This is a genomic window from Marinobacter sp. VGCF2001 (genome assembly GCF_049943275.1).
Classification (GTDB): domain Bacteria; phylum Pseudomonadota; class Gammaproteobacteria; order Pseudomonadales; family Oleiphilaceae; genus Marinobacter.
In genome coordinates, this window is record NZ_JBNFVX010000001.1 from 478839 (window position 1) to 498945 (window position 20107).

General features: G+C 56.8%; 17 protein-coding genes. 4 read left to right on the forward strand and 13 right to left on the reverse strand.

From position 1 onward, the window contains the following. Positions 1-7: 7 nt before the first annotated feature. From ACP2AU_RS02225 to ACP2AU_RS02235, 3 genes are all read right to left on the reverse strand, one after another. Positions 8-2188 carry a malate synthase G gene (locus ACP2AU_RS02225; RefSeq protein ID WP_426374139.1) on the reverse strand — a complete coding sequence of 727 codons (2181 nt, stop codon included), beginning with the start codon at positions 2186-2188 and terminating at the stop codon, positions 8-10. Between the two features lie 154 nt (positions 2189-2342). Beyond that, on the reverse strand, positions 2343-3728 hold the full coding sequence (gene cysS, locus ACP2AU_RS02230; RefSeq protein WP_426374140.1) for a cysteine--tRNA ligase: 1386 nt from the start codon (positions 3726-3728) through the stop codon (positions 2343-2345). Next, a complete protein-coding gene (locus ACP2AU_RS02235) occupies positions 3728-5407 on the reverse strand; it encodes a glutamine--tRNA ligase/YqeY domain fusion protein (RefSeq protein ID WP_426374141.1) in 1680 nt (559 codons plus the stop codon). The genes cysS and ACP2AU_RS02235 overlap by 1 nt, the downstream gene beginning before the upstream one ends. A 162-nt stretch (positions 5408-5569) precedes the next feature. Here ACP2AU_RS02235 and ACP2AU_RS02240 point away from each other — a divergent pair, with 162 nt between their 5' ends. Together ACP2AU_RS02240 and lpxH are read left to right on the forward strand one after the other, a co-directional pair. After that, positions 5570-6070, forward strand: coding sequence for a peptidylprolyl isomerase (locus ACP2AU_RS02240; RefSeq protein WP_426374142.1), 501 nt, complete (start codon positions 5570-5572; stop codon positions 6068-6070). Further along, a complete protein-coding gene (lpxH, locus tag ACP2AU_RS02245; protein WP_426374143.1) occupies positions 6067-6792 on the forward strand; it encodes a UDP-2,3-diacylglucosamine diphosphatase in 726 nt (241 codons plus the stop codon). Before ACP2AU_RS02240 ends, lpxH begins: the two co-directional genes overlap by 4 nt. A gap of 5 nt (positions 6793-6797) precedes the next feature. Here lpxH and ACP2AU_RS02250 read toward each other — a convergent pair whose 3' ends face one another. Both ACP2AU_RS02250 and ACP2AU_RS02255 read right to left on the reverse strand, forming a co-directional pair. Further along, positions 6798-7664 (reverse strand): hypothetical protein, encoded by an 867-nt coding sequence (locus ACP2AU_RS02250; protein WP_426374144.1) that lies wholly within the window; start codon positions 7662-7664, stop codon positions 6798-6800. A gap of 100 nt (positions 7665-7764) precedes the next feature. Beyond that, complete coding sequence (locus tag ACP2AU_RS02255; RefSeq protein WP_426374145.1) at positions 7765-8535, reverse strand: ferredoxin--NADP reductase; 771 nt, start codon at positions 8533-8535, stop codon at positions 7765-7767. Positions 8536-8668: 133 nt separating this feature from the next. On the opposite strand from ACP2AU_RS02255, the gene ACP2AU_RS02260 reads away from it, so the two are divergent. Further along, complete coding sequence (locus ACP2AU_RS02260) at positions 8669-9574, forward strand: LysR family transcriptional regulator (RefSeq protein WP_426374146.1); 906 nt, start codon at positions 8669-8671, stop codon at positions 9572-9574. Here ACP2AU_RS02260 and ACP2AU_RS02265 read toward each other — a convergent pair. Then, positions 9547-10158 carry a tRNA-(ms[2]io[6]A)-hydroxylase gene (locus ACP2AU_RS02265; RefSeq protein WP_426374147.1) on the reverse strand — a complete coding sequence of 204 codons (612 nt, stop codon included), beginning with the start codon at positions 10156-10158 and terminating at the stop codon, positions 9547-9549. The two genes, ACP2AU_RS02260 and ACP2AU_RS02265, sit on opposite strands and share 28 nt — an antisense overlap. 255 nt (positions 10159-10413) lie before the next feature. Between ACP2AU_RS02265 and ACP2AU_RS02270 the strand changes: the two genes are divergently transcribed. After that, a complete protein-coding gene (locus ACP2AU_RS02270) occupies positions 10414-13008 on the forward strand; it encodes a bifunctional aconitate hydratase 2/2-methylisocitrate dehydratase (protein ID WP_426374431.1) in 2595 nt (864 codons plus the stop codon). Positions 13009-13206: 198 nt separating this feature from the next. Here ACP2AU_RS02270 and putP read toward each other — a convergent pair whose 3' ends face one another. From putP to acpP, 7 genes are all read right to left on the reverse strand, one after another. Next, positions 13207-14697, reverse strand: coding sequence for a sodium/proline symporter PutP (gene putP, locus ACP2AU_RS02275; protein WP_426374148.1), 1491 nt, complete (start codon positions 14695-14697; stop codon positions 13207-13209). Positions 14698-15010: 313 nt separating this feature from the next. After that, on the reverse strand, positions 15011-15790 hold the full coding sequence (locus tag ACP2AU_RS02280; RefSeq protein ID WP_426374149.1) for an AraC family transcriptional regulator: 780 nt from the start codon (positions 15788-15790) through the stop codon (positions 15011-15013). Positions 15791-15886: 96 nt separating this feature from the next. Then, on the reverse strand, positions 15887-16528 hold the full coding sequence (gene tmk / locus ACP2AU_RS02285; protein WP_426374433.1) for a dTMP kinase: 642 nt from the start codon (positions 16526-16528) through the stop codon (positions 15887-15889). A 2-nt stretch (positions 16529-16530) separates the two neighbouring features. Then, positions 16531-17598, reverse strand: a complete 1068-nt coding sequence (gene mltG, locus ACP2AU_RS02290) for an endolytic transglycosylase MltG (RefSeq protein ID WP_426374150.1) — start codon at positions 17596-17598, stop codon at positions 16531-16533. Continuing rightward, positions 17598-18416 carry an aminodeoxychorismate lyase gene (pabC, locus tag ACP2AU_RS02295; protein ID WP_426374151.1) on the reverse strand — a complete coding sequence of 273 codons (819 nt, stop codon included), beginning with the start codon at positions 18414-18416 and terminating at the stop codon, positions 17598-17600. Before pabC ends, mltG begins: the two co-directional genes overlap by 1 nt. A 6-nt stretch (positions 18417-18422) precedes the next feature. After that, positions 18423-19670, reverse strand: a complete 1248-nt coding sequence (fabF, locus tag ACP2AU_RS02300) for a beta-ketoacyl-ACP synthase II (protein WP_426374152.1) — start codon at positions 19668-19670, stop codon at positions 18423-18425. Between the two features lie 125 nt (positions 19671-19795). Further along, a complete protein-coding gene (gene acpP, locus ACP2AU_RS02305; protein ID WP_022988070.1) occupies positions 19796-20029 on the reverse strand; it encodes an acyl carrier protein in 234 nt (77 codons plus the stop codon). Positions 20030-20107: the final 78 nt, after the last annotated feature.

Sequence of the window (20107 nt, forward strand, 5' to 3'; positions counted from 1 at the left end):
GTTTTAATTACTGCCCGTACTTGGCCTTGGCCTTCTGACGGTACGCGTGCAGCAAAGGCTCGGTGTAACCGGCCGGCTGCTCACGCCCTTTCAGCACCAGATCTACAGCCGCCTGGAAGGCGATGCTGTCATCGAAGTTCGGTGCCATATTGCGATAGGCCGGATCGCCCGCATTCTGCTTGTCGACTACCGCAGCCATGCGCTTCATGGTCTCCATGATTTGCTCCTCGGAGCAGATACCGTGATAGAGCCAGTTGGTCAGCAGCTGCGAGGAGATACGCAAGGTTGCACGGTCTTCCATCAGGCCGACGTCGTTGATATCCGGCACTTTCGAGCAACCTACACCGGAATCAATCCAGCGAACCACATAACCCAGAATGCCCTGGGCGTTGTTGTCCAGTTCCTGCTGAATATCTTCGGCACTGAGGGCAGAAGGATCGTCCATCACCGGCACAGTCAGGATATCGTCAAGCGCAGCGCGCTGACGGCTGGCCAGCTCTTTCTGAACGTCGAACACATTCACCTGATGGTAATGCGAGGCGTGCAGGGTAGCGGCAGTCGGTGAAGGCACCCAAGCGGTATTGGCGCCAGACTTGGGATGGCCGATTTTGGCCTCCAGCATACCTGCCATCAGATCCGGCATGGCCCACATCCCCTTACCGATCTGGGCAACCCCTGACAGACCGGCTTCAAGGCCGATGTCGACGTTCCACTGCTCGTAGGCGTTGATCCAGGCAGCCTGCTTCATCGCCCCTTTACGAATAAACGGCCCCAGCTCCATAGAGGTATGGATCTCGTCACCGGTGCGATCCAGGAAGCCGGTATTGATGAACACCGTGCGCTCTTTCGCGGCGTGGATACAGGCCTTGAGGTTTACGGTGGTACGGCGCTCTTCGTCCATGATACCCACTTTGAGGGTGTAGCGCGGTAGACCAAGAGCATCCTCGACGCGACCGAAGAACTCGTCGGTAAACGCCACTTCTTCCGGGCCGTGCTGCTTGGGCTTAACGATATATACAGAACCTTTGGTGCTGTTCTGGAACTTGCCGTCACCTTTCAGATCGTGAATCGCGATCAGGGAAGTCACCAAGCCATCCATCAGACCTTCCGGAATTTCGCTACCATCTTTCAGCAGAATGGCCGGGTTGGTCATCAGATGGCCCACATTACGCACGAACAGCAGACTACGCCCTTTCAAGGCCAGTTCACTACCATCGGCCGCAACATAAGTACGATCGGCGTTCATGCGGCGAGTCATCATCTTACCGCCTTTTTCGAAGGACTCTTCCAGATCACCCTTCATCAGCCCCAGCCAGTTCTTGTAGGCCACGACCTTGTCGTCTGCGTCTACGGCAGCTACCGAGTCTTCGCAGTCCATGATGGTCGTCAGGGCAGACTCCATCAGAACGTCTTTAACGTGAGCACCGTCATCCTTGCCGATCGGATGGCTGGCATCGATCTGGATTTCGAAATGCATTCCGTTTTTGACCAGCAACACGCCAGTGGGGGCATCTGCCGCGCCGGTGTAACCCACAAAACCGGACTCGTCTTTCAGGCCGGTCACGTCACCGTTCTGCAGTTTTACAGCCAGCTTGCCGCCATCAATGTAATAACGAGCTGCATCCTTGTGACTGCCCGCGGCCAGAGGCGCAGAGCCGTCCAGCAGGTTACGGGCCCACTCGATAACCTTGGCGCCGCGTACCGGGTTGTAACCACGGCCCTTCTCTGCACCATCCTCTTCGGAGATGGCATCAGTGCCATACAGCGCGTCATACAGGCTTCCCCAGCGGGCGTTTGCAGCATTCAGTGCAAAGCGCGCATTCATCACCGGAACAACCAACTGCGGACCAGCCATCGTCGCAATTTCCGGGTCTACGTTGGCGGTAGTAATCTTGAAATCCGCCGGCTCGTCAACCAGGTAGCCGATCTCCTTCAGGAACGCCTTGTACTCGGCCATATCCAACGCCTGGCCTTTGTGCTCACGGTTCCAGGTATCCATCTTTTCCTGGATTTCATCGCGCTTGAGCAGCAATTCCCGATTACGGGGAGCCAGCTCGTTTACGATCTTGTCGAACTCTGCCCAGAATTTGTCAGCGTCGATACCGGTGCCCGGGATCGCCTCGTTGTTTACGAAATCGTACAGATTCTTGGCGATCTCGATACCGCCAACTTGAACGCGTTCTGTCATCGTTGCTTGCCTCAAATGGGTTTGAAGTTCCCGACTCCCCTTCAAGCGCCTCACAGCGCGGGGACGTTCTGATTAAAGCGCGGTATTGTACGGGAAATTCCCTACGAGGTCATTCCCGTACAACCTCTTGCGCATAGCTTTGTGATCAAGCAGATCAGGCCCGGCGCCAGGTGGTACCTTCCCGGCTGTCATCCAGGATGATGCCCTTTTCAAGCAGCTGGTCGCGGATGCGATCGGCCTCGGCAAAGTCCCTCGCCTTACGGGCATCCGCGCGCGCCTGAATCAGAGCGGCAATATCTTCAGCGGTTAGCTCACTGCCTGTGTCCGCCTGGAAAAACGCCTCAGGATCTTGCTGCAACAATCCAAGCACGCCACCGAGCCGCACCAGTACCGCGGCACTGCGCTTGGCGGCATCCTCGTCCCCTTCCCGACGCTGGTGGTTGATGTCATTGGCCACCGAATGCAGCACCGCAATGGCGCCGGCGGTATTAAAATCGTCATTCATGACGTCTGCAAATTGCCGGTCATGCCCGGTTTCCGGCACATCGGCACTCTTCGCCGGCACGACACCGCGCAGCGCATGATACAGTTTGGTCAGAGTCCGGCCCGCCTCGGCCAGGTTGTCCTCGGAGTAGTCCACCTGGCTGCGATAATGACTGGACACCAGGAAGTAGCGCACCACCTCAGCCGGATATTTCTCCAGAATCTCACGAATGGTAAAGAAGTTACCCAGTGACTTGGACATCTTCTCTTTGTTCACCCGAATGGCGCCGGCGTGCATCCAGGTGTGCACAAATTTGTGGCCAGTAGCACACTCGGACTGGGCAATCTCGTTTTCATGATGCGGAAACAAAAGATCCGGCCCGCCGCCATGAATATCAAAAGTATCGCCAAGGCATTTGCCGGACATCGCCGAACATTCGATGTGCCAACCGGGGCGCCCTTCACCCCAGGGCGACGACCAGCTCACTTCACCCGGTTTGGCAGCTTTCCAGAGTGCGAAATCCGCCGGGCTGCGCTTGGCTTCCTGAACGTCCACACGCGCTCCGGCCAGCAGATCGTCCAGCTTTTTCTTGCTGAGCTTGCCGTAATCGGGGAACGACTCCACCGCAAAATAGACATCGCCATTATCGGCCGCGTAAGCATGACCTCCTGCGACCAGTGTCCGGATCATGGCGATGATGTCGTCAATAAAAGCGGTAGCGCGGGGCTCTTCCGTAGGCGACAAAACACCCAATCTGGCCTCATCCTCGTGCATGGCCCCGATCATGCGGTCGGTCAGATCGGTATATACCTCCCCGTTTTCATCCGCCCGCCGCAAAATCTTGTCGTCAATGTCGGTGATGTTACGCACGTAGTGTACGTCGTAGCCACAATGACGGAGGTAACGGGTAATCACATCAAACGCCACCAGCACCCTGGCGTGGCCCAGATGACAGTAGTCGTACACGGTCATCCCGCACACGTACATTCGCACCTTGCCAGGCTCCAGGGTTTTAAACTCTTCTTTTTGCTGAGTCAGCGTGTTGTAGATACGCATTATTTTCCTCCTTTACCCCAGGAGTCTCTCAGGGTCACCGTACGATTGAATACCGGCTTGCCGGCGCGGGCGGTTAGTTCCTGATCACAGAAGAAATAACCCTCGCGCTCGAATTGATAAGGGAGATCCGTGCGCGGCTGTGCCAGACTTTTCTCAACCCGGGCCCCCTTGAGAACCACCAGGGATTCAGGGTTCAGATGATCAAGAATGTCGCCTTCCTTATCGCTGTCCGGGTTCTCGTGGTTGAACAGCCGGTCGTACAGATTGATGTCAGTCTCCACGCTATCCTCGGCCGAGACCCAGTGAACCACTCCATTGGGCTTGTAACCCTCCGGATTCACGCCCAGCGTGTTCGGATCATACTCACACTGGAGTTCGACAATCTCACCGGCCTCGTCACGCACCACATTCTTGCAGGTGATCACATACCCCCCACGCAGACGCACGGCCTGGTCCGGAGCCAGCCGCTTCCACTTCCTGGGCGGCTCGATCACAAAATCTTCGTGGTCGATATACAGAGTCTGGCTCCAGGTAACCTCCCGCTCCCCCATGTCCGGGTTCTGCGGATGCACGGGCAGCGTCAGGGTTTCGGTCTGGCCCACCGGATAATTGTTCAACGTCACCTTCAAAGGCCTCATCACACACATGGCACGCGGCGCACGGCTGTTGAGGTCCTCGCGGATAGCGTGCTCAAGCATCCCCACATCCACGGTGCCGCCCGCCTTGTTCACGCCGATCATATCGCAGAAGTTGCGAATGGACTCCGGCGTATAGCCCCGGCGCCGCATTCCCGAAATGGTCGGCATTCGTGGATCATTCCAGCCATTGACGAGATTCTCATCCACCAGGCGTTTCAGCTTCCGCTTGCTGGTGACGGTGTAATTCAGGTAGAGCCGGGCAAATTCGATCTGGCGCGGATGACAGGGAATGGTGATGTTATCCAGCACCCAATCGTACAGCGGCCGATGGTCTTCAAATTCCAGCGTGCACAGGGAATGGGTAATGCCCTCCAGGGCGTCCGAGATCGGGTGGGTGAAGTCGTACATCGGATAGATGCACCATTTGTCGCCGGTCTGGTGATGATCTGCATAACGGATACGATACAAAATCGGATCGCGCAGATTGATATTGGGCGATGCCATATCAATCTTCGCCCGCAGCACCAGCTCGCCGTTCTGGAACTTGCCATCACGCATATCCCGGAACAACTGCAGGCTTTCCTCGACCGGCCGGTCCCGGTAAGGACTGTTTTTGCCGGGCTCTTTCAGCGACCCGCGATACTCCGCCATCTGGTCTGCGTTCAACGCACAGACATAGGCCTTGTCATTCTGGATCAACTCTTCAGCGAAGGCGTACAGCTGGTCAAAATAATCGGAAGCGAAACGCGCCTGCCCGGCCCATTGATAACCCAACCATTCCACATCCTGCTTGATAGCGTCGATGTACTCCTGGTTTTCCTTCTCCGGGTTGGTGTCGTCGTACCGCAGGTTACAGTCACCTTCAAAGGTTTCCGCAATCCCGAAGTTCAGGCAGATCGACTTGGCATGACCAATATGCAGATAGCCATTAGGCTCCGGGGGGAAGCGCGTGACCACCTTGCCGGTGTGCTCCCCTTTGGAAATGGCGTCTTCAATCAGGCTCTGGATAAAATTGTGGGCTTTCTTCGACTCGGCGCTCATACAATCTCTGTTAACAGGGAATGAATCATGGGAGCTGTCCGGATGCTCCGTTTAAACCGCCTATTATACTCACAAATCCTTGCCGGACTCATGCACCGAAGGAAACTCTTGAGTACAATAAACGCGGTAAACCTTCTGACTCCCTAAATACAGGAAACCCCGATGATTCTGCTGAAGACAAATTTTGGTGATATCAAACTCGAACTGGACTATGAAAAGGCCCCCGAGACGGCAAAAAACTTCGAACAGTACGTTCGTGACGGGTTTTACGACGGTTTGATCTTCCACCGCGTCATCAGCAACTTCATGGTTCAGGGCGGCGGCTTTGAGCCGGGCATGATCCCCCGCAAGACCCGGGATCCCATCCAGAATGAGGCCGATAACGGCCTGAGCAACATGGTCGGCGCCGTTGCCATGGCACGCACCATGGACCCACACTCCGCCACTGCGCAATTTTTTATTAACGTTGAAAACAATGGCTTTTTGGACCACACCGCCAAAACGGCCGAAGGCTGGGGCTATTGCGTGTTCGGCAAAGTCGCCGAGGGCATGGACACCGTCAACAAGATTCGCGCCACCCGCACCACCATGCGTGCCGGCCACCAGGATGTCCCGTTTGAGGATGTGATTATCGAAAAAGCCGAGGTTCTGGAGGACGCGTGACCACGCTGTTTATCTCGGATCTGCACCTGGAAGAAACGCGCCCGGACATCACGGGCGCCTTTCTCGATTTTCTCGGTTCGCGGGTTCCTGGCGCAGAACGCCTGTACATCCTTGGCGATTTTTTTGAAGCCTGGATCGGTGATGATGAACGAACACCGTTACAGGAGCAGATCGCAAAGGCACTCAGAAAGGTCAGTGACGCTGGCACCGACATCTATCTGATGCACGGCAACCGGGACTTCCTGATTGGCGAGGACTTTTGTAAGCGCGCCGGCGCTACCTTGCTGGACGATCCCACCGTAGTGGATCTCTACGGCACCCCGGCACTGCTCATGCACGGCGACAGCCTCTGTACAGCCGATGAGGAATACCAGAAGTTCCGGACCAATATGCGCAACCCGCAAACGGTGAAAATGCTGCTCGCCCGCCCTCTGAAAGATCGCCAGCTAATGGCCCGGCAACTCCGCGAGATCTCCATGGCGAAGAATCAGGGAAAAGCCGAGACCATCATGGATGTCACACCGGCGGAAGTGGTTCGTGAACTGGAAAATCACGGTCTGCAACTGATGATTCATGGCCATACCCACCGCCCGGCCATTCACGAACTGGAGGCGAACGGCAAGCCCGCGCACCGCATCGTTCTGGGTGACTGGGATGAAAACGCTTGGTGGCTGGAAGCCCAACCCGGCAAAGAAATTCAACTGCTCAAAGAGCCGCTGTAGCTCGCTTATGACGCAGGCTCCCGGTAGGTTTCAAGGCGCTTGAGCCAACCGGGGAGCCAGCGCTCATGTTCTATCGCATTCGCCGCATTCCCGGCGCGGCGCGCCAATACCAGGCCTGCGGCTTCACGAAAGGCCTCGAGACGGGGCTGGCCCGGCCCGACATCCATCGCCAGCAATACTTGTAGCAGGCCCCAGCCCTCGCCGTCATAACGTTCAGCGGGCGCAAGCCCTTCTCCTTTGAAGTTCACGTAATCCATAAGCGCATAAACACCGCCCGGGGTCGCGCTCAACGCTTCAAGATGTGCCCGGAGGGCTGGCCGACGCTCCTCGGGCGCGGCAGCCAGTACCTGCCCCAATGACGCCTGTGCCCGGCGAAAAATAAACTCCGCCTGCAGCCACCGGGTTTTCGCCAGAAACTGCCGTAACTGCGCAACCTGCGCAGAATCCTGCGCTTGAAGAAACGCAGCCCGGTCTGGCCAGGGCGCATCGAACGGCTGCAGAGCCAGCAACCAGGCCGGAATATCCGCGCCACGTTGCTGCATGTAGTCAATCAGTTGCGGGAAGCTTTCGACGAAACGCCCCTCTACCGCCGCCGGATACCAGATAAAATGCCCGATGCCCAAAGAAGGAAAGGCTTCACCCTGATTCCAGTGCACCAGACACTGAAGCCTGCCCGCACACTCGTTCTGAAACACCTTTTGGCCGACCCAATCCAGCTGCGCCGGGTCCAATGCGAGGGTAACCTCCACCACATCACCTGGCACCGCTGCTAAATCCGACCCGGGTGCGGCGCTCCCCTGCTCAGAGTCGTTATCGCAGGCAGCCAGAGACAAAGCCCACAACAAAATGAGCACCAGGTTGACGGTTTTCATGGTTACTCTTGCCTCCGGAAAGTGATGCACACCCCGCCCAATAAAAAAATCCTGCGGCGCCAGCCACAGGATTTTCGCCCACCCATCCGGTGATGTCACATTACTGCTCTACGAATGCTCTCTCAATCACATAGTGGCCCATGTCACCACCACGGGCTTCTTTAAAGCCCATGTTGTCGAGAATGGCGCAGGTGTCTTTGAGCATACTCGGGCTACCGCAGATCATGAACCGATCCTGCTCCACGTCGAACTCCGGCAGGCCCAGGTCACGGGTAATCTTGCCCGTTTCCATGGCATCGGTCAGCCTGCCCTGATTGCGGAACGGCTCACGCGTCACCGTGGGGTAATAAACCAGCTTGCCGCTGACCATTTCACCAAAAAACTCATTCTCCGGAAGCTCTTCAACTTCCTTCTGGTATGCCAGCTCCGAAATGTAGCGCACGCCGTGGGTCAGAATCACCTTGTCGTAAGCTTCATACACTTCCGGATCTTTGATGATACTCATGAACGGCGCCAGCCCGGTGCCGGTGCTGATCAGCCAGAGATTCCGGCCCGGTAGCAGATTGTCGAGCACCAGCGTACCGGTGGGCTTGCGACTGACCAGAATTTCGTCGCCTACCTGAATCTGCTGCAAACGTGAGGTCAACGGACCATCCGGCACCTTGATGGAGAAAAATTCCAGCTCTTCCTCATAATTGGCGCTGGCAATACTGTAAGCTCGCATCAACGGCTTGCCGTCTGTTTCCAGGCCGATCATGACAAAGTGGCCATTCTTGAACCGAAACCCGGGGTCCCGACTGGTTTTGAAACTGAACAAGGTATCGTTCCAATGGTGCACACTGGTTACGGTTTCTTTCATCAGGTTGCTCATGGGAGCCCTCGCCTATTAGTGTCAGTCCTTCAGGAATTGGAAACAGTTTACTCTTTTGCTTGAAATCGACAAAACGGGCTGTTTTCATAAGGCTATTCGATTTTTTCGATAAACAACCTTTGCCGGAACAAAAATGAAATACAGCTTTCGCCAGCTCGAGGTTTTTCTTGCCGCCGCGCACTTCCAGAACATCACCCGGGCTGCCGAATCGCTCGCCATGTCTCAATCGGCGGCCAGCAGCGCCCTGAAAGAACTGGAGAGCCAGTTCGACATTCAGCTGTTCGACCGGGTCGGTAAACGACTGCAATTGAACGAACTCGGCCGCCTTTACCGCCCCAAGGCGGAATCCCTGCTGGCACAGGCCGCGGAGCTGGAACAGGCCTTTAGCAAACATTCCGAAGTTGGTGCCCTGAAAGTCGGAGCTACCTTAACTATAGGGAACTATCTGGCCGTTGGCGTTATGGCAAAATACATGAATACCCCTACCCGCCCGAAAGTTTCTCTGGAGGTCGCCAATACCAGCTCGATCGCCCGCAGGGTCCAGGATTTCGAGTTGGACATCGGTCTGATCGAAGGCGAACTACAGTCTCAGGAGCTGGAGGTCATTCCCTGGCGGGAAGACGAGCTGACGGTATTCTGCGCCCCAACCCATCCCCTGGCTCAGAAAAAGACTCTGACCGACAAGGATCTTCGCGAGGCCGTCTGGATTATGCGGGAACAGGGCTCGGGAACGCGCCAGAGCTTTGAGAGGGGGATGCACGGCCTGCTGCCAGACCTCAACATATTACTGGAACTGGAACATACCGAAGCCATCAAACGTGCTGTCGAGGCCAATCTGGGCATAGGCTGCCTGTCCAAGGTTGTCCTGGCTGACGCTTTCAAGCGCGAAAGCCTCGTTCCCCTGAGCGTACCGGCCCATCGGCGGTTTGATCGTCAATTCTATTTCATTCTTCATAAGCAGAAATACCGGAGCGCCGGCATTGCCCGCTGGATCTCACTTTGCAAAGAACTTCAGCCTGCCGGTACGGGGCCGCTGTGAAACCGAAACTCGGAATCCGGCGTTTCTATCAATGTCTGCTCGACAGCCAGAAACGTGGCCAGACGATCGTCCACCGGGCCGCCATTCGCCTGTTCCGCAAGCTTCAGATAATCCCGATAATGGCGCGCCTCTGACTTCAACAGTCCGTTATAGAAATCCGCCAGTTTGTCATCCAGAAAAGGTGCCAGCGCCGCAAACCGTTCGCAGGAGCGGGCTTCGATAATCGCGCCTACAATCAGCACATCCACCAGACGGCCCGGGTCTTCCGCCCTGACCTCGGCCCGCAGCCCCGCGGCATAGCGCGCCGGCGATAAATGCGCGTAATTCACGCCACGACTGCCCATAATCGACAAGACCTGCTCGAAATGCCTTAACTCTTCACGAGCCAGCCGCGACATTTTATTGAGCAAATCGCTGTTATCAACGTAACGATACATCAGGCTCAAGGCGGTAGATGCCGCTTTTTTCTCGCAGTGGGCATGGTCAATCAGCAGCAGATCCTGATTGGCGAGCGCGTTATCAATCCACGCCTGGGGAGTGCGGCACGGAAGAAAATCGTGAATTTCCTGCAGGGCATCGGTCATAGTCATCTCAGGCCTGAAAAATCAGCGCGGGATTGTACCGCACTTAACAGACCTATCCGACCTCTGTCCAACTTAACTTTATAAGGGGTTTCCTATAGAATGCAGCGCCAGATCAAGGAGTCTCTGAATAAATCCTGAAACCCCATCAGTGATTTGAGGCGTTATTCAGAGGCTCCTGCGGCCTTTTCGCCAAAAAACTCCCGCTGGGCATCACGCCCACTGCGCGGAACATTCCAACTGATGAGGGTCCCTATCGTGTTAGAAGCCTATCGTGAACACGTTGCCGAACGTGAAGCCCTGGGTATTCCCCCCAAGCCTCTGAATGCCGAGCAGACCGCCGCACTGGTTGACCTGCTGAAGAATCCGCCGGCCGGCGAGGAAGAAACCCTGGTTTACCTGCTGGAAAACCGCATTCCACCGGGCGTCGATGAAGCTGCCTACGTTAAGGCTGCTTTCTTGTCCGCGGTGGCCAAAAGTGAAGCTACTTCTCCGCTGGTCAGCAAGGAATATGCCGTCAAACTGCTGGGCATGATGCAGGGTGGTTACAACATCGAAACTCTGGTTGAGCTGCTGGATGACAGCAGCCTGGCGGAGCTTGCCGGTGAGCAACTGAAAAAGACCCTGCTGATGTTCGACGCCTTCAACGATGTGAAGGAAAAGATGGACGCTGGCAACGCGGTCGCCAAAGCAGTGGTAGAGTCCTGGGCCAACGCCGAGTGGTTCACCAACAAGAAGAAGGTTCCCGAGAGCACCAAGATGGTCGTGTTCAAGGTAACCGGCGAAACCAACACCGACGACCTGTCGCCGGCTCCCGATGCCTGGTCCCGCCCGGACATCCCGCTGCACGCCCGCGCTGCCTATAAAATGGAACGTGACGGCCTGAAGCCGGAAGAGCCCGGTGTAACCGGCCCGATGAGCCAGATCGACGAAATCAAATCCAAGGGTCTGCCCGTTGCCTTCGTTGGCGACGTCGTTGGCACCGGCTCTTCCCGTAAATCTGCGACCAACTCGGTTCTGTGGTTCTTTGGTGACGACATTCCGGGCGTGCCTAACAAGCGTGCCGGCGGTGTCTGTATCGGCAGCAAGGTTGCACCGATCTTCTTCAACACCATGGAAGACGCCGGCGCTCTGGTTTTCGAAGCTCCGGTCGACAACATGAACATGGGCGATGTTATCGAAATCCGCCCCTACGACGGCAAGATCCTCAACGAGGCCGGCGAAACCATTTCCGAATTTGGTTTCAAGTCCGACGTTATCCTGGACGAAGTTCAGGCCGGCGGTCGTATCCCGCTGATCATCGGCCGTGGCCTGACCAACAAGGCGCGTCAGGCTCTGGGCTTGGGCGCCACCGACATCTTCCGCCTGCCGAAAGATCCGGAAGCCGGCGACAAGGGCTTTACCCTGGCCCAGAAGATGGTAGGTAAGGCCTGCGGCCTGGAAGAAGGCAAAGGCGTTCGCCCGAACACCTACTGCGAGCCGCATATGACCACCGTTGGCTCCCAGGACACCACCGGCCCGATGACCCGTGACGAGCTGAAAGATCTGGCTTGCCTGGGCTTCCAGGCCGATCTGGTGATGCAGTCCTTCTGTCACACCGCCGCCTACCCTAAGCCGGTTGACGTTGAAATGCAGCACACCCTGCCGGACTTCATCCGGACCCGTGGCGGCGTTTCCCTGCGTCCGGGCGACGGCATCATCCACTCGTGGCTGAACCGTATGCTGCTGCCGGACACCGTAGGTACCGGTGGTGACTCCCACACCCGCTTCCCGATGGGCATCTCCTTCCCGGCCGGCTCTGGCCTTGTGGCATTTGCCGCAGCTACCGGCGTTATGCCGCTGGATATGCCGGAATCCGTTCTGGTTCGCTTTAAAGGCGAAATGCAGCCGGGCATCACCCTGCGCGATCTGGTACACGCGATTCCGCTGTACGGCATCAAGCAAGGCATGCTTACCGTTGAGAAGAAAGGCAAGATCAACGAGTTCTCCGGCCGTATCCTGGAGATCGAAGGTCTGGAGCACCTGACTGTTGAGCAGGCATTCGAACTGTCTGACGCTTCTGCGGAACGTTCCGCGGCCGGTTGTACCATCAACCTGTCGGAAGACTCTGTAGCCGAGTACCTGCGCTCCAACATCGTCATGCTGCGCTGGATGATTGCCGAAGGCTACGGCGATCCGCGTACGCTGGAGCGTCGCGCCCAGCAGATGGAAGAGTGGCTGAAAGATCCGAAGCTGATGCGTGCTGATAAAGACGCAGAGTACTCCCACGTGATCGAAATCGACCTGGCCGACATCAAAGAGCCGATCGTGTGCTGCCCGAACGACCCGGACGATGCCAAGTTCCTGTCCGAAGTCGCTGGCGACAAGGTCGACGAGGTGTTCATCGGTTCCTGCATGACCAACATCGGTCACTTCCGTGCTGCCGGCAAACTGCTTGAGCAGAACAAGGAGCCCCTGAAGACACGCCTGTGGATGTCTCCGCCCACCAAGATGGATCAGCAGCAGCTGATGGACGAAGGCTACTTCAACACCTACGGCACCGCCGGTGTTCGCACCGAGATGCCGGGCTGCTCCCTGTGTATGGGTAACCAGGCGCGAGTTGCTGCCAAGTCGACGGTGCTGTCTACCTCTACCCGTAACTTCCCGAACCGTCTGGGTGATGGTGCCAACGTGTACCTGACCTCTGCGGAACTGGCGGCCGTGGGTGCGGTTCTGGGCAAACTCCCCTCCCCTGCGGAGTACATGGAGTACGCCAAGGACCTGAACAGCATGTCCAAAGAGATCTACAAGTATCTCAACTTCGACCAGATGGAAGAGTATACCCAGAAGGCGTCTGAGGCTACCGTAGCCTGAGATGCTCTGAGGTAGCTTACCTCTGATCTGAAAACGCCAGCCTTCGGGCTGGCGTTTTTTTGTGCCTGTATCTTCGCCCTGCACAGATAATCATAGACCTCTCCCCTGTTCCGGCCTTTGGCATAAAACCCTGGGCAACAAAAAAGGCTCCCCGAGGGGAGCCTTTGTCAAACCACTGATCGCAATCAGTGCGAGCGTTTACCGCTCGATGTGCTGGTACTCACCGGCATCGGAGGTAGCCAGAGTCACCACAACAATGGCGATAAACGCGGCGATAAAGCCTGGGATAATCTCATATACACCCGGGCCGCCCATGAACTCACCGTTCCAGCCCAGGGAGATCCAGATCATCACTGTGGCCGCCCCTACAATCAGGCCAGCCAATGCGCCGGCACCGTTGGTGCGCGGCCAGGTCAGAGACAGGATAATCAGCGGACCAAAGGCAGCACCAAAGCCAGCCCAGGCGTTACTGACCAGGCCAAGCACCTGGGAGTCCGGGTCAGAGGCGATGAAAGCCGCCACCAGACCAACCGCAACCACGCAAGCCCGGCCAATGTTGACGCACTCTTTGTCTGACGCATCCTTACGCAGGAAGAGGCGGTAGAAATCCTCGGTCAGTGACGCGGAGGAAACCAGCAGCTGACTGGAAATGGTACTCATCACCGCAGCCAACAGAGCCGCATACAGGAAGCCTGTGATCAGCGGATGGAACAGCAGGTCTGCCAGAACGATAAAGATGGTTTCGGAGTCTGCAACGTCCAGGCCGTTACGGACCGCATAAGCGCGGCCGAACACGCCCAGCGCAATCGCACCGATCAGGGAAATACCCATCCAGGACATACCGATGTTGCGGGCAGTGCTCACCTCATGAACGGTACGAATCGCCATAAAGCGCACGATAATGTGTGGCTGGCCGAAGTAGCCAAGCCCCCAGGTGACAGCCGACAGCCAGCCAATGAGGGTGAGCCCTTCTGTCCAGGACAGCAGGGTCGGATCGACACTGTTCAGCGTTTCTGAGGCCTGGGCGAAACCGCCACCGCCTTCACCGAACAGCACAACCGCCGGCATGATCACCAGCGCCACCATCATGATGCAGCCTTGCACGAAGTCGGTCATGCTTACCGCAAGGAAACCACCAACGACCGTGTAGGCCAGAACCACGCCAAGAGTAATGACAATACCTGCCGCATAATCGCTCATGCCGCCAAAGTTAAAGATACCGGCAAAGGCGCTTTCAAACAGTTTGCCCCCGGCAACCAGGCCTGACGCTGTGTAAACCGCAAAGAACAGAACGATAACAATGGCCGATACCGTGCGCAAAGGCAGCGCCTTGGTCGGGAAACGGTTAGCCAGGAAGGCCGGGATAGTCAGCGCATTGCCATAATGCACGGTTTGCTCACGCAACCGTGGCGCAACCACGACCCAGTTAATAAAAGCACCGACAAACAAGCCGATACCGATCCAGGCAGATGCCAGGCCGGTAACATAGAGCGCACCGGGCAGGCCCAGCAGCAACCAACCGCTCATATCTGATGCGCCAGCCGACAGGGCGGCAACCTTGGGGCTGAGGGCACGACCCCCCAGCATATAATCCTCAGCAGTGGCTGATGACGTCCGCATGGCCCAAAGGCCAATAACGATCATCAGGGCGAAATACGCAAATAGACTGATCCAAACTCCAATAGCCATATGGCTCCTCCGGTTTTATGAGTCGGATATTTTCCGCTCGATTGGCACAACACCAGATCACAGATCGGCACTGTGTGCCGTTTTTTTGTATGTCTCGGATTCGTCAGACCTGTAGCAAGAATCAACTTGCCGGGATTCCTCATTGAATATAGCTGATCGGCAGAGCTTTGCGACCAGCCGGCGCACATCCGTAAGCCACGGTCCTCGGGCGATACAAATTAGTATTACTACGCATTCAAGGCTTACAAAATCCTACGATTATTTTGCAGAATCCTACGGGACTGACGCTAAAGCCTGCGAATCACTGCCCTATTCACGCTACATACTCCTTCAACTGCAGCCTGGAAGGAGTAATACCCCGGTGTTTTCGGAGCGCGTTGGTAAGGGCACTTTGCGATGAAAACCCGGTACGATAGCTGATTTCGGAAACCGAAAGGGATGTGGACGACAGTAACCCGACGGCCTGCTCCAGCCGGGTCTGAAGCAGGAACTGATGAGGCGTGGTGCCGGTTACCTCGCGAAAAATCTCGTGGAACCGGCTAACACTCAGGCATGCCACGCCAGCCAGGTCCTGCACACTGATTTTGCGATGAAGGTTGCCGACGATGTAGCGGCGGATCTCCTCCGGATTCAGAGCATTCCTGTTATTCGAGACCGACGGTTTTTCAACAATTCGCTCTGCCATACAGTGCAGGATGCTCGCGGCCAGGTGCCGATGCAGAACCGTGTTCTCAGGTGAGCGATCAAATTCACCGGCGGCAAACTGGACCAGCCCCTGTATCCGGTTATCCATCTGTATCGTGCGAGGCTGTTCAAAAAGCCGCATACACCGGTCGTAATCGGAGTGCATGGGCGTGGACAGGGCCGCATCCAGGGGATCCACGTTAATCACCAGAACATGATTCTGCTGGTCACCACAGAAGTCATGGCGCGCCTCTGTGGGCACCAGGCACGCCTTCCAGGTATCCAGACAGGCCCCGGAACCATCGATACTCAGCTCAGCTTGCCCTCGCACACCCACCACGATCTGATGATGCTCGTGATGGTGTTGCTGGGCCGCGGTTGGAAGCTTCAAAAGTTTCGCGTTGAGCATTACTGCTGAAGGCCGTTATCGAGAATGTTCCTCAATTAAAGCAGAACAGAAGCGAGAGTGCACGAAAAGACACAATCTGGCCGTAATCTCTCGGCCCTATTCAGAGATCGGCAGGCTCACCAACGCGGCCAACAACGCAGAAACACTGTCACTCACCTGCTCGAGTGGCAACGCCGCGTTGACCACGTGATAGCGTTCAGGCTTTTCTGTTGCCCGGGCCAGGTAGGTCTCCCGTATTCGCTGGAAAAACGCCTGAGCCTCCTGCTCGAACCGGTCGAGCTCACCGCGCTTTCTGGCCCGCGCCATACCAGTCTCTACCGGAGCATCCAGAAGAATCACGTGGTCCGGCCTTACCTCGCCCTGTACAAGAGCTTCAAGCAACGCAATGCGCGCTGCCGACACACCCCGACCACCGCCCTGGTAAGCAAACGTGGCATCGGTGAACCGGTCGCACAATACCCAGGTGCCCGCTGCAAGCGCTGGCAGAATGCGATTATGCAAATGCTGGGCGCGGGCGGCGAACATCAGCAGTAGCTCTGTGGTTTCCTGAACAGGCTCTTCCCGCGGTGCCAACAGCAACTCGCGGATGCTTTCCGCCATAGGCGTACCACCCGGCTCCCGCGTCACCATATAGTCTATGCCCAACCGGTCAAGCGTGCGGGCCGCGTTTTTCAGCTGCGTCGACTTGCCAACACCCTCGGTTCCCTCAAATGTGATGAAACGTCCCCTGGCCACAATATTCAATCTCCATCGCTACCTGTTTTGGAGCCCGGCGCCGGGAATGACCGATAGTCTTCCCGGCGATTTAGTTGAAACTCTCTGACGGCTTTCTGGTGTTCAGCCAGAGTGCGGGAAAACTTGTGACTACCATCACCTCGGGCAACAAAATACAGGGCGTCACCATCATCGGGATGCAAGGCTGCATGAATCGATTCACGCCCCGGCAAGGCAATCGGGGTGGGAGGCAAACCATCTATGCGATAGGTATTGTATGGCGTCCGGGTGCGAAGGTCGCTGCGGCGGATTCGCCCCCGGTAGTCATCTCCCATGCCGTAGATCACGGTGGGATCCGTCTGCAGGCGCATACCTTTCTGCAAACGCCGCACAAACACGCCCGCCACTTCCTTACGCTCTCCCGCGATGCCTGTTTCCCGCTCGATAATCGAGGCCATGATGAGGGCTTCGTAGGGGCTATCATAAGGCAGCCCCTCTTCTCGACCCTGCCATTCTTCTGCCAGAGTCTCGACCATAATGTCGTAAGCCCGACGAAGTATATCCAGATCGGTTTCGTCACTGTGGAAAAGATAGGTGTCCGGGAAGAACCAGCCTTCCGGGTGCTCTCCCTCAGCCCCGAGTTCGGCCATAATCTGCGCGTCTGTCCAGTCCGTGGTTCGTTTATCCAGTTGCTCGGTTCTGGCGAGAGCCTCTCTCATGTCTGCAAACGTCCAGCCCTCGATAAACTGGACAGACCAAAGTTTGACCTTGCCCTCCACCATGCGCTCAACGATCTCGACTGGCGTCATGCCCGATGTGATCTCGTAATCACCAGCCTTGATCAAAGCCTGCTCCGGATAGAGGCGCCCGTGAATCCGCAACCAGAGTGGATCGTCAACAAGGCCCCTGGCAGCAAGATCCCGCGCCACTCGACCGAACGCCGACCCCGCCTCTACCGAGAACACGATCGGCTCTTCAAGCATGACCGGTTTCTCAAGGGTCTTCAGACCTTGCCAAAGCCAAAGAGCACTGCCGGTGGCGGCCAGAACGGCAAGAGCAACAATACCTGTCAGGAGCTTTTTCAACACGCGCATCAATCCGGTCGTTTGTGGGGATCGCAAATTGTCGCAAGCTGATTGCCGGCAGGCAAATCGTGGCCCGCCAGATTGCGAACAGGAACAACTCCGAGCACGCTGTTGGTCAGGTACAGGCCCTGGCAATGGCTACCCAGCAAGTCCGCCATCTCCACGTCGCTCTCCCGCAACGGTTCGCCAACCGTATGCAAGCGTTCGATCACCTGCCGGCGCATAACACCGGACACCGCCAGTGATTTTGCCGGAGGCGTGACCCAGCCATTCGGGGTGTGCAGAAAAATATTGGTTCTGGTGCCCTCCACCACATGACCATCGGCATTCGACATCAACAGTTCGAAAATCGGCTCTTTTATTTCGCTGGCCGCCATCACCTGCTCCAGACGATTGAGACTCTTGATACCAGCCAACAGCGGGTTGACCGTCAGGGGAATACGCGAGAAGTCCACCGACACCCCGCTGGCCGGGGGCAGCACAGGAAGGCTGGCGTGGAACAGAAACAGGCTGGGCGTTACAGCCGCCGCGGGCCGGTAGCCGCGGCCACCGGTACCACGGGTAACAACCAGCTTGAGAATCCAGTCGGCATCGCCGTACAGTGCTCCGTATCGCTCCAGAGCACTGGCAAACACAGACTCAATCTCGGGCCGGGCAAGGCGGATACCCAGCCGCATGGCATCGTGAACCAGGCGTTCCAGATGGTGCATCACCAAGGGTGCCTGGCCCCGGCTTACCCTGATGGTTTCAAACAAACCATCACCGTACGCCAGCCCCCGGTCACCGGAAGGCAGGCTGTCATCCGCCGCCCAATAGACTTTCAACACCCCCGGTTAATCCTCGTAACGGCTGACGATCAGAGTTCCGTTGGTACCACCAAAACCGAATGAATTCGACAAAGCGATTTTGACATCGGCGTCTCTGGCTTTGTGCGCGACAAAATCCAGATCACAGCCCTCATCAGGATTGTCTAGATTGATCGTCGGCGGCAGAACACCTTCCCGGACGGCCAGCACCGAAAATATGGTCTCAACCGCACCGGCCGCTCCCAGCAAGTGGCCGGTCATCGATTTGGTGCTGCTCATGGCCAGTTTTTCCGCATGGCTGCCAAACACCGACTTCACGGCCGCCACTTCTGCCACATCGCCAACCTGGGTAGATGTGCCGTGGGCATTGATGTAGCCGATCTGGTCCGGGCTGATGCCGGCATCACGAATGGCATTTTTCATCGACCGGGCTGCGCCCTCACCGCTGGAAGGCGGTGCAGTAATGTGATGGGCGTCATCGCTCATACCAAAGCCGATGACCTCGCCGTAAATCGTTGCACCGCGCGCTCGGGCGTGCTCCAGTTCTTCCAGAACAACAACCCCGGCGCCGTCACTGAGCACGAATCCGTCGCGATCCCGGTCCCAGGGGCGACTGGCCTGCTCCGGCGAGTCATTCCGGGTAGACAGCGCACGGGCCGCCGAAAACGCCGCCACACCGCTGCGGGTGGTCGCCATCTCAGAGCCCCCGGCAAGCATGACATCGGCATCCCCGTAAGCGATCGTTCTGGCAGCATATCCTATGTTGTGAGTTCCGGTGGTGCAGGCCGTGACAATCGCAATATTCGGGCCCTGATAGCCGAAACGGATCGCGGTGTTACCCGATATCATGTTGATGACCGACGCCGGCACGAAGAAAGGCGATACCTTGCGTGGGCCTGACTTTTCCATCTGGATGACATTCTTCTCGATGTACTCCAGCCCGCCAATTCCGGAGCCGATGGCAACGCCTACCCGCTCTTTGTCGAGACCACCAAACTGCTCAAGACCACTGTCATCGACCGCTTGCTGGGCCGCAATCAGGCCGTAATGGATAAAAACGTCCAGCTTTCGGGCTTCCTTGCTGGACAGATACGATTCAATATCGAGAGCTTTGACGGCACCACCAATCCGGGTGGTATACGCCGACGCATCGAAGCGGTCAATCAGCCCTATGCCACTGCGCCCGGCTCGGATGGCTTCCCAGGAGGAAGCAACATCATTCCCCACCGGAGACACCATTCCCATTCCTGTGATGACAACCCGTCGCTTGCTCATATCCCCAATCACCCGATTGTTCCGTGTTCGATGGTTCTCTGCTGGCCGTTGTTCGGCCAATAAAAAAGCCGTCCTTCAATCAGCCCAAAGGACGGCTTTTACCTGGCTATCTGATTCGCCGGGTATCAGGTGTGCGCGACGATGTAGTCGATCGCATCCTGAACGGAGCCCAGTTTTTCAGCCTCTTCATCAGGAATCTCGGTTTCGAATTCCTCTTCGAGGGCCATAACCAGCTCAACAGTGTCCAGTGAGTCAGCGCCAAGATCCTCTACAAAAGAAGATGTGTTCTGAACCTCGGACTCTTTCACGCCCAGCTGTTCACAAACAATCTTCTTAACGCGCTCTTCAACTGTACTCATAATGTCCTCACTTTATGTGTCAACCAAGCAACTCAATGGCTGCCAGTTTAGTTTAAACCCTACCTGCAAACAAGCAGG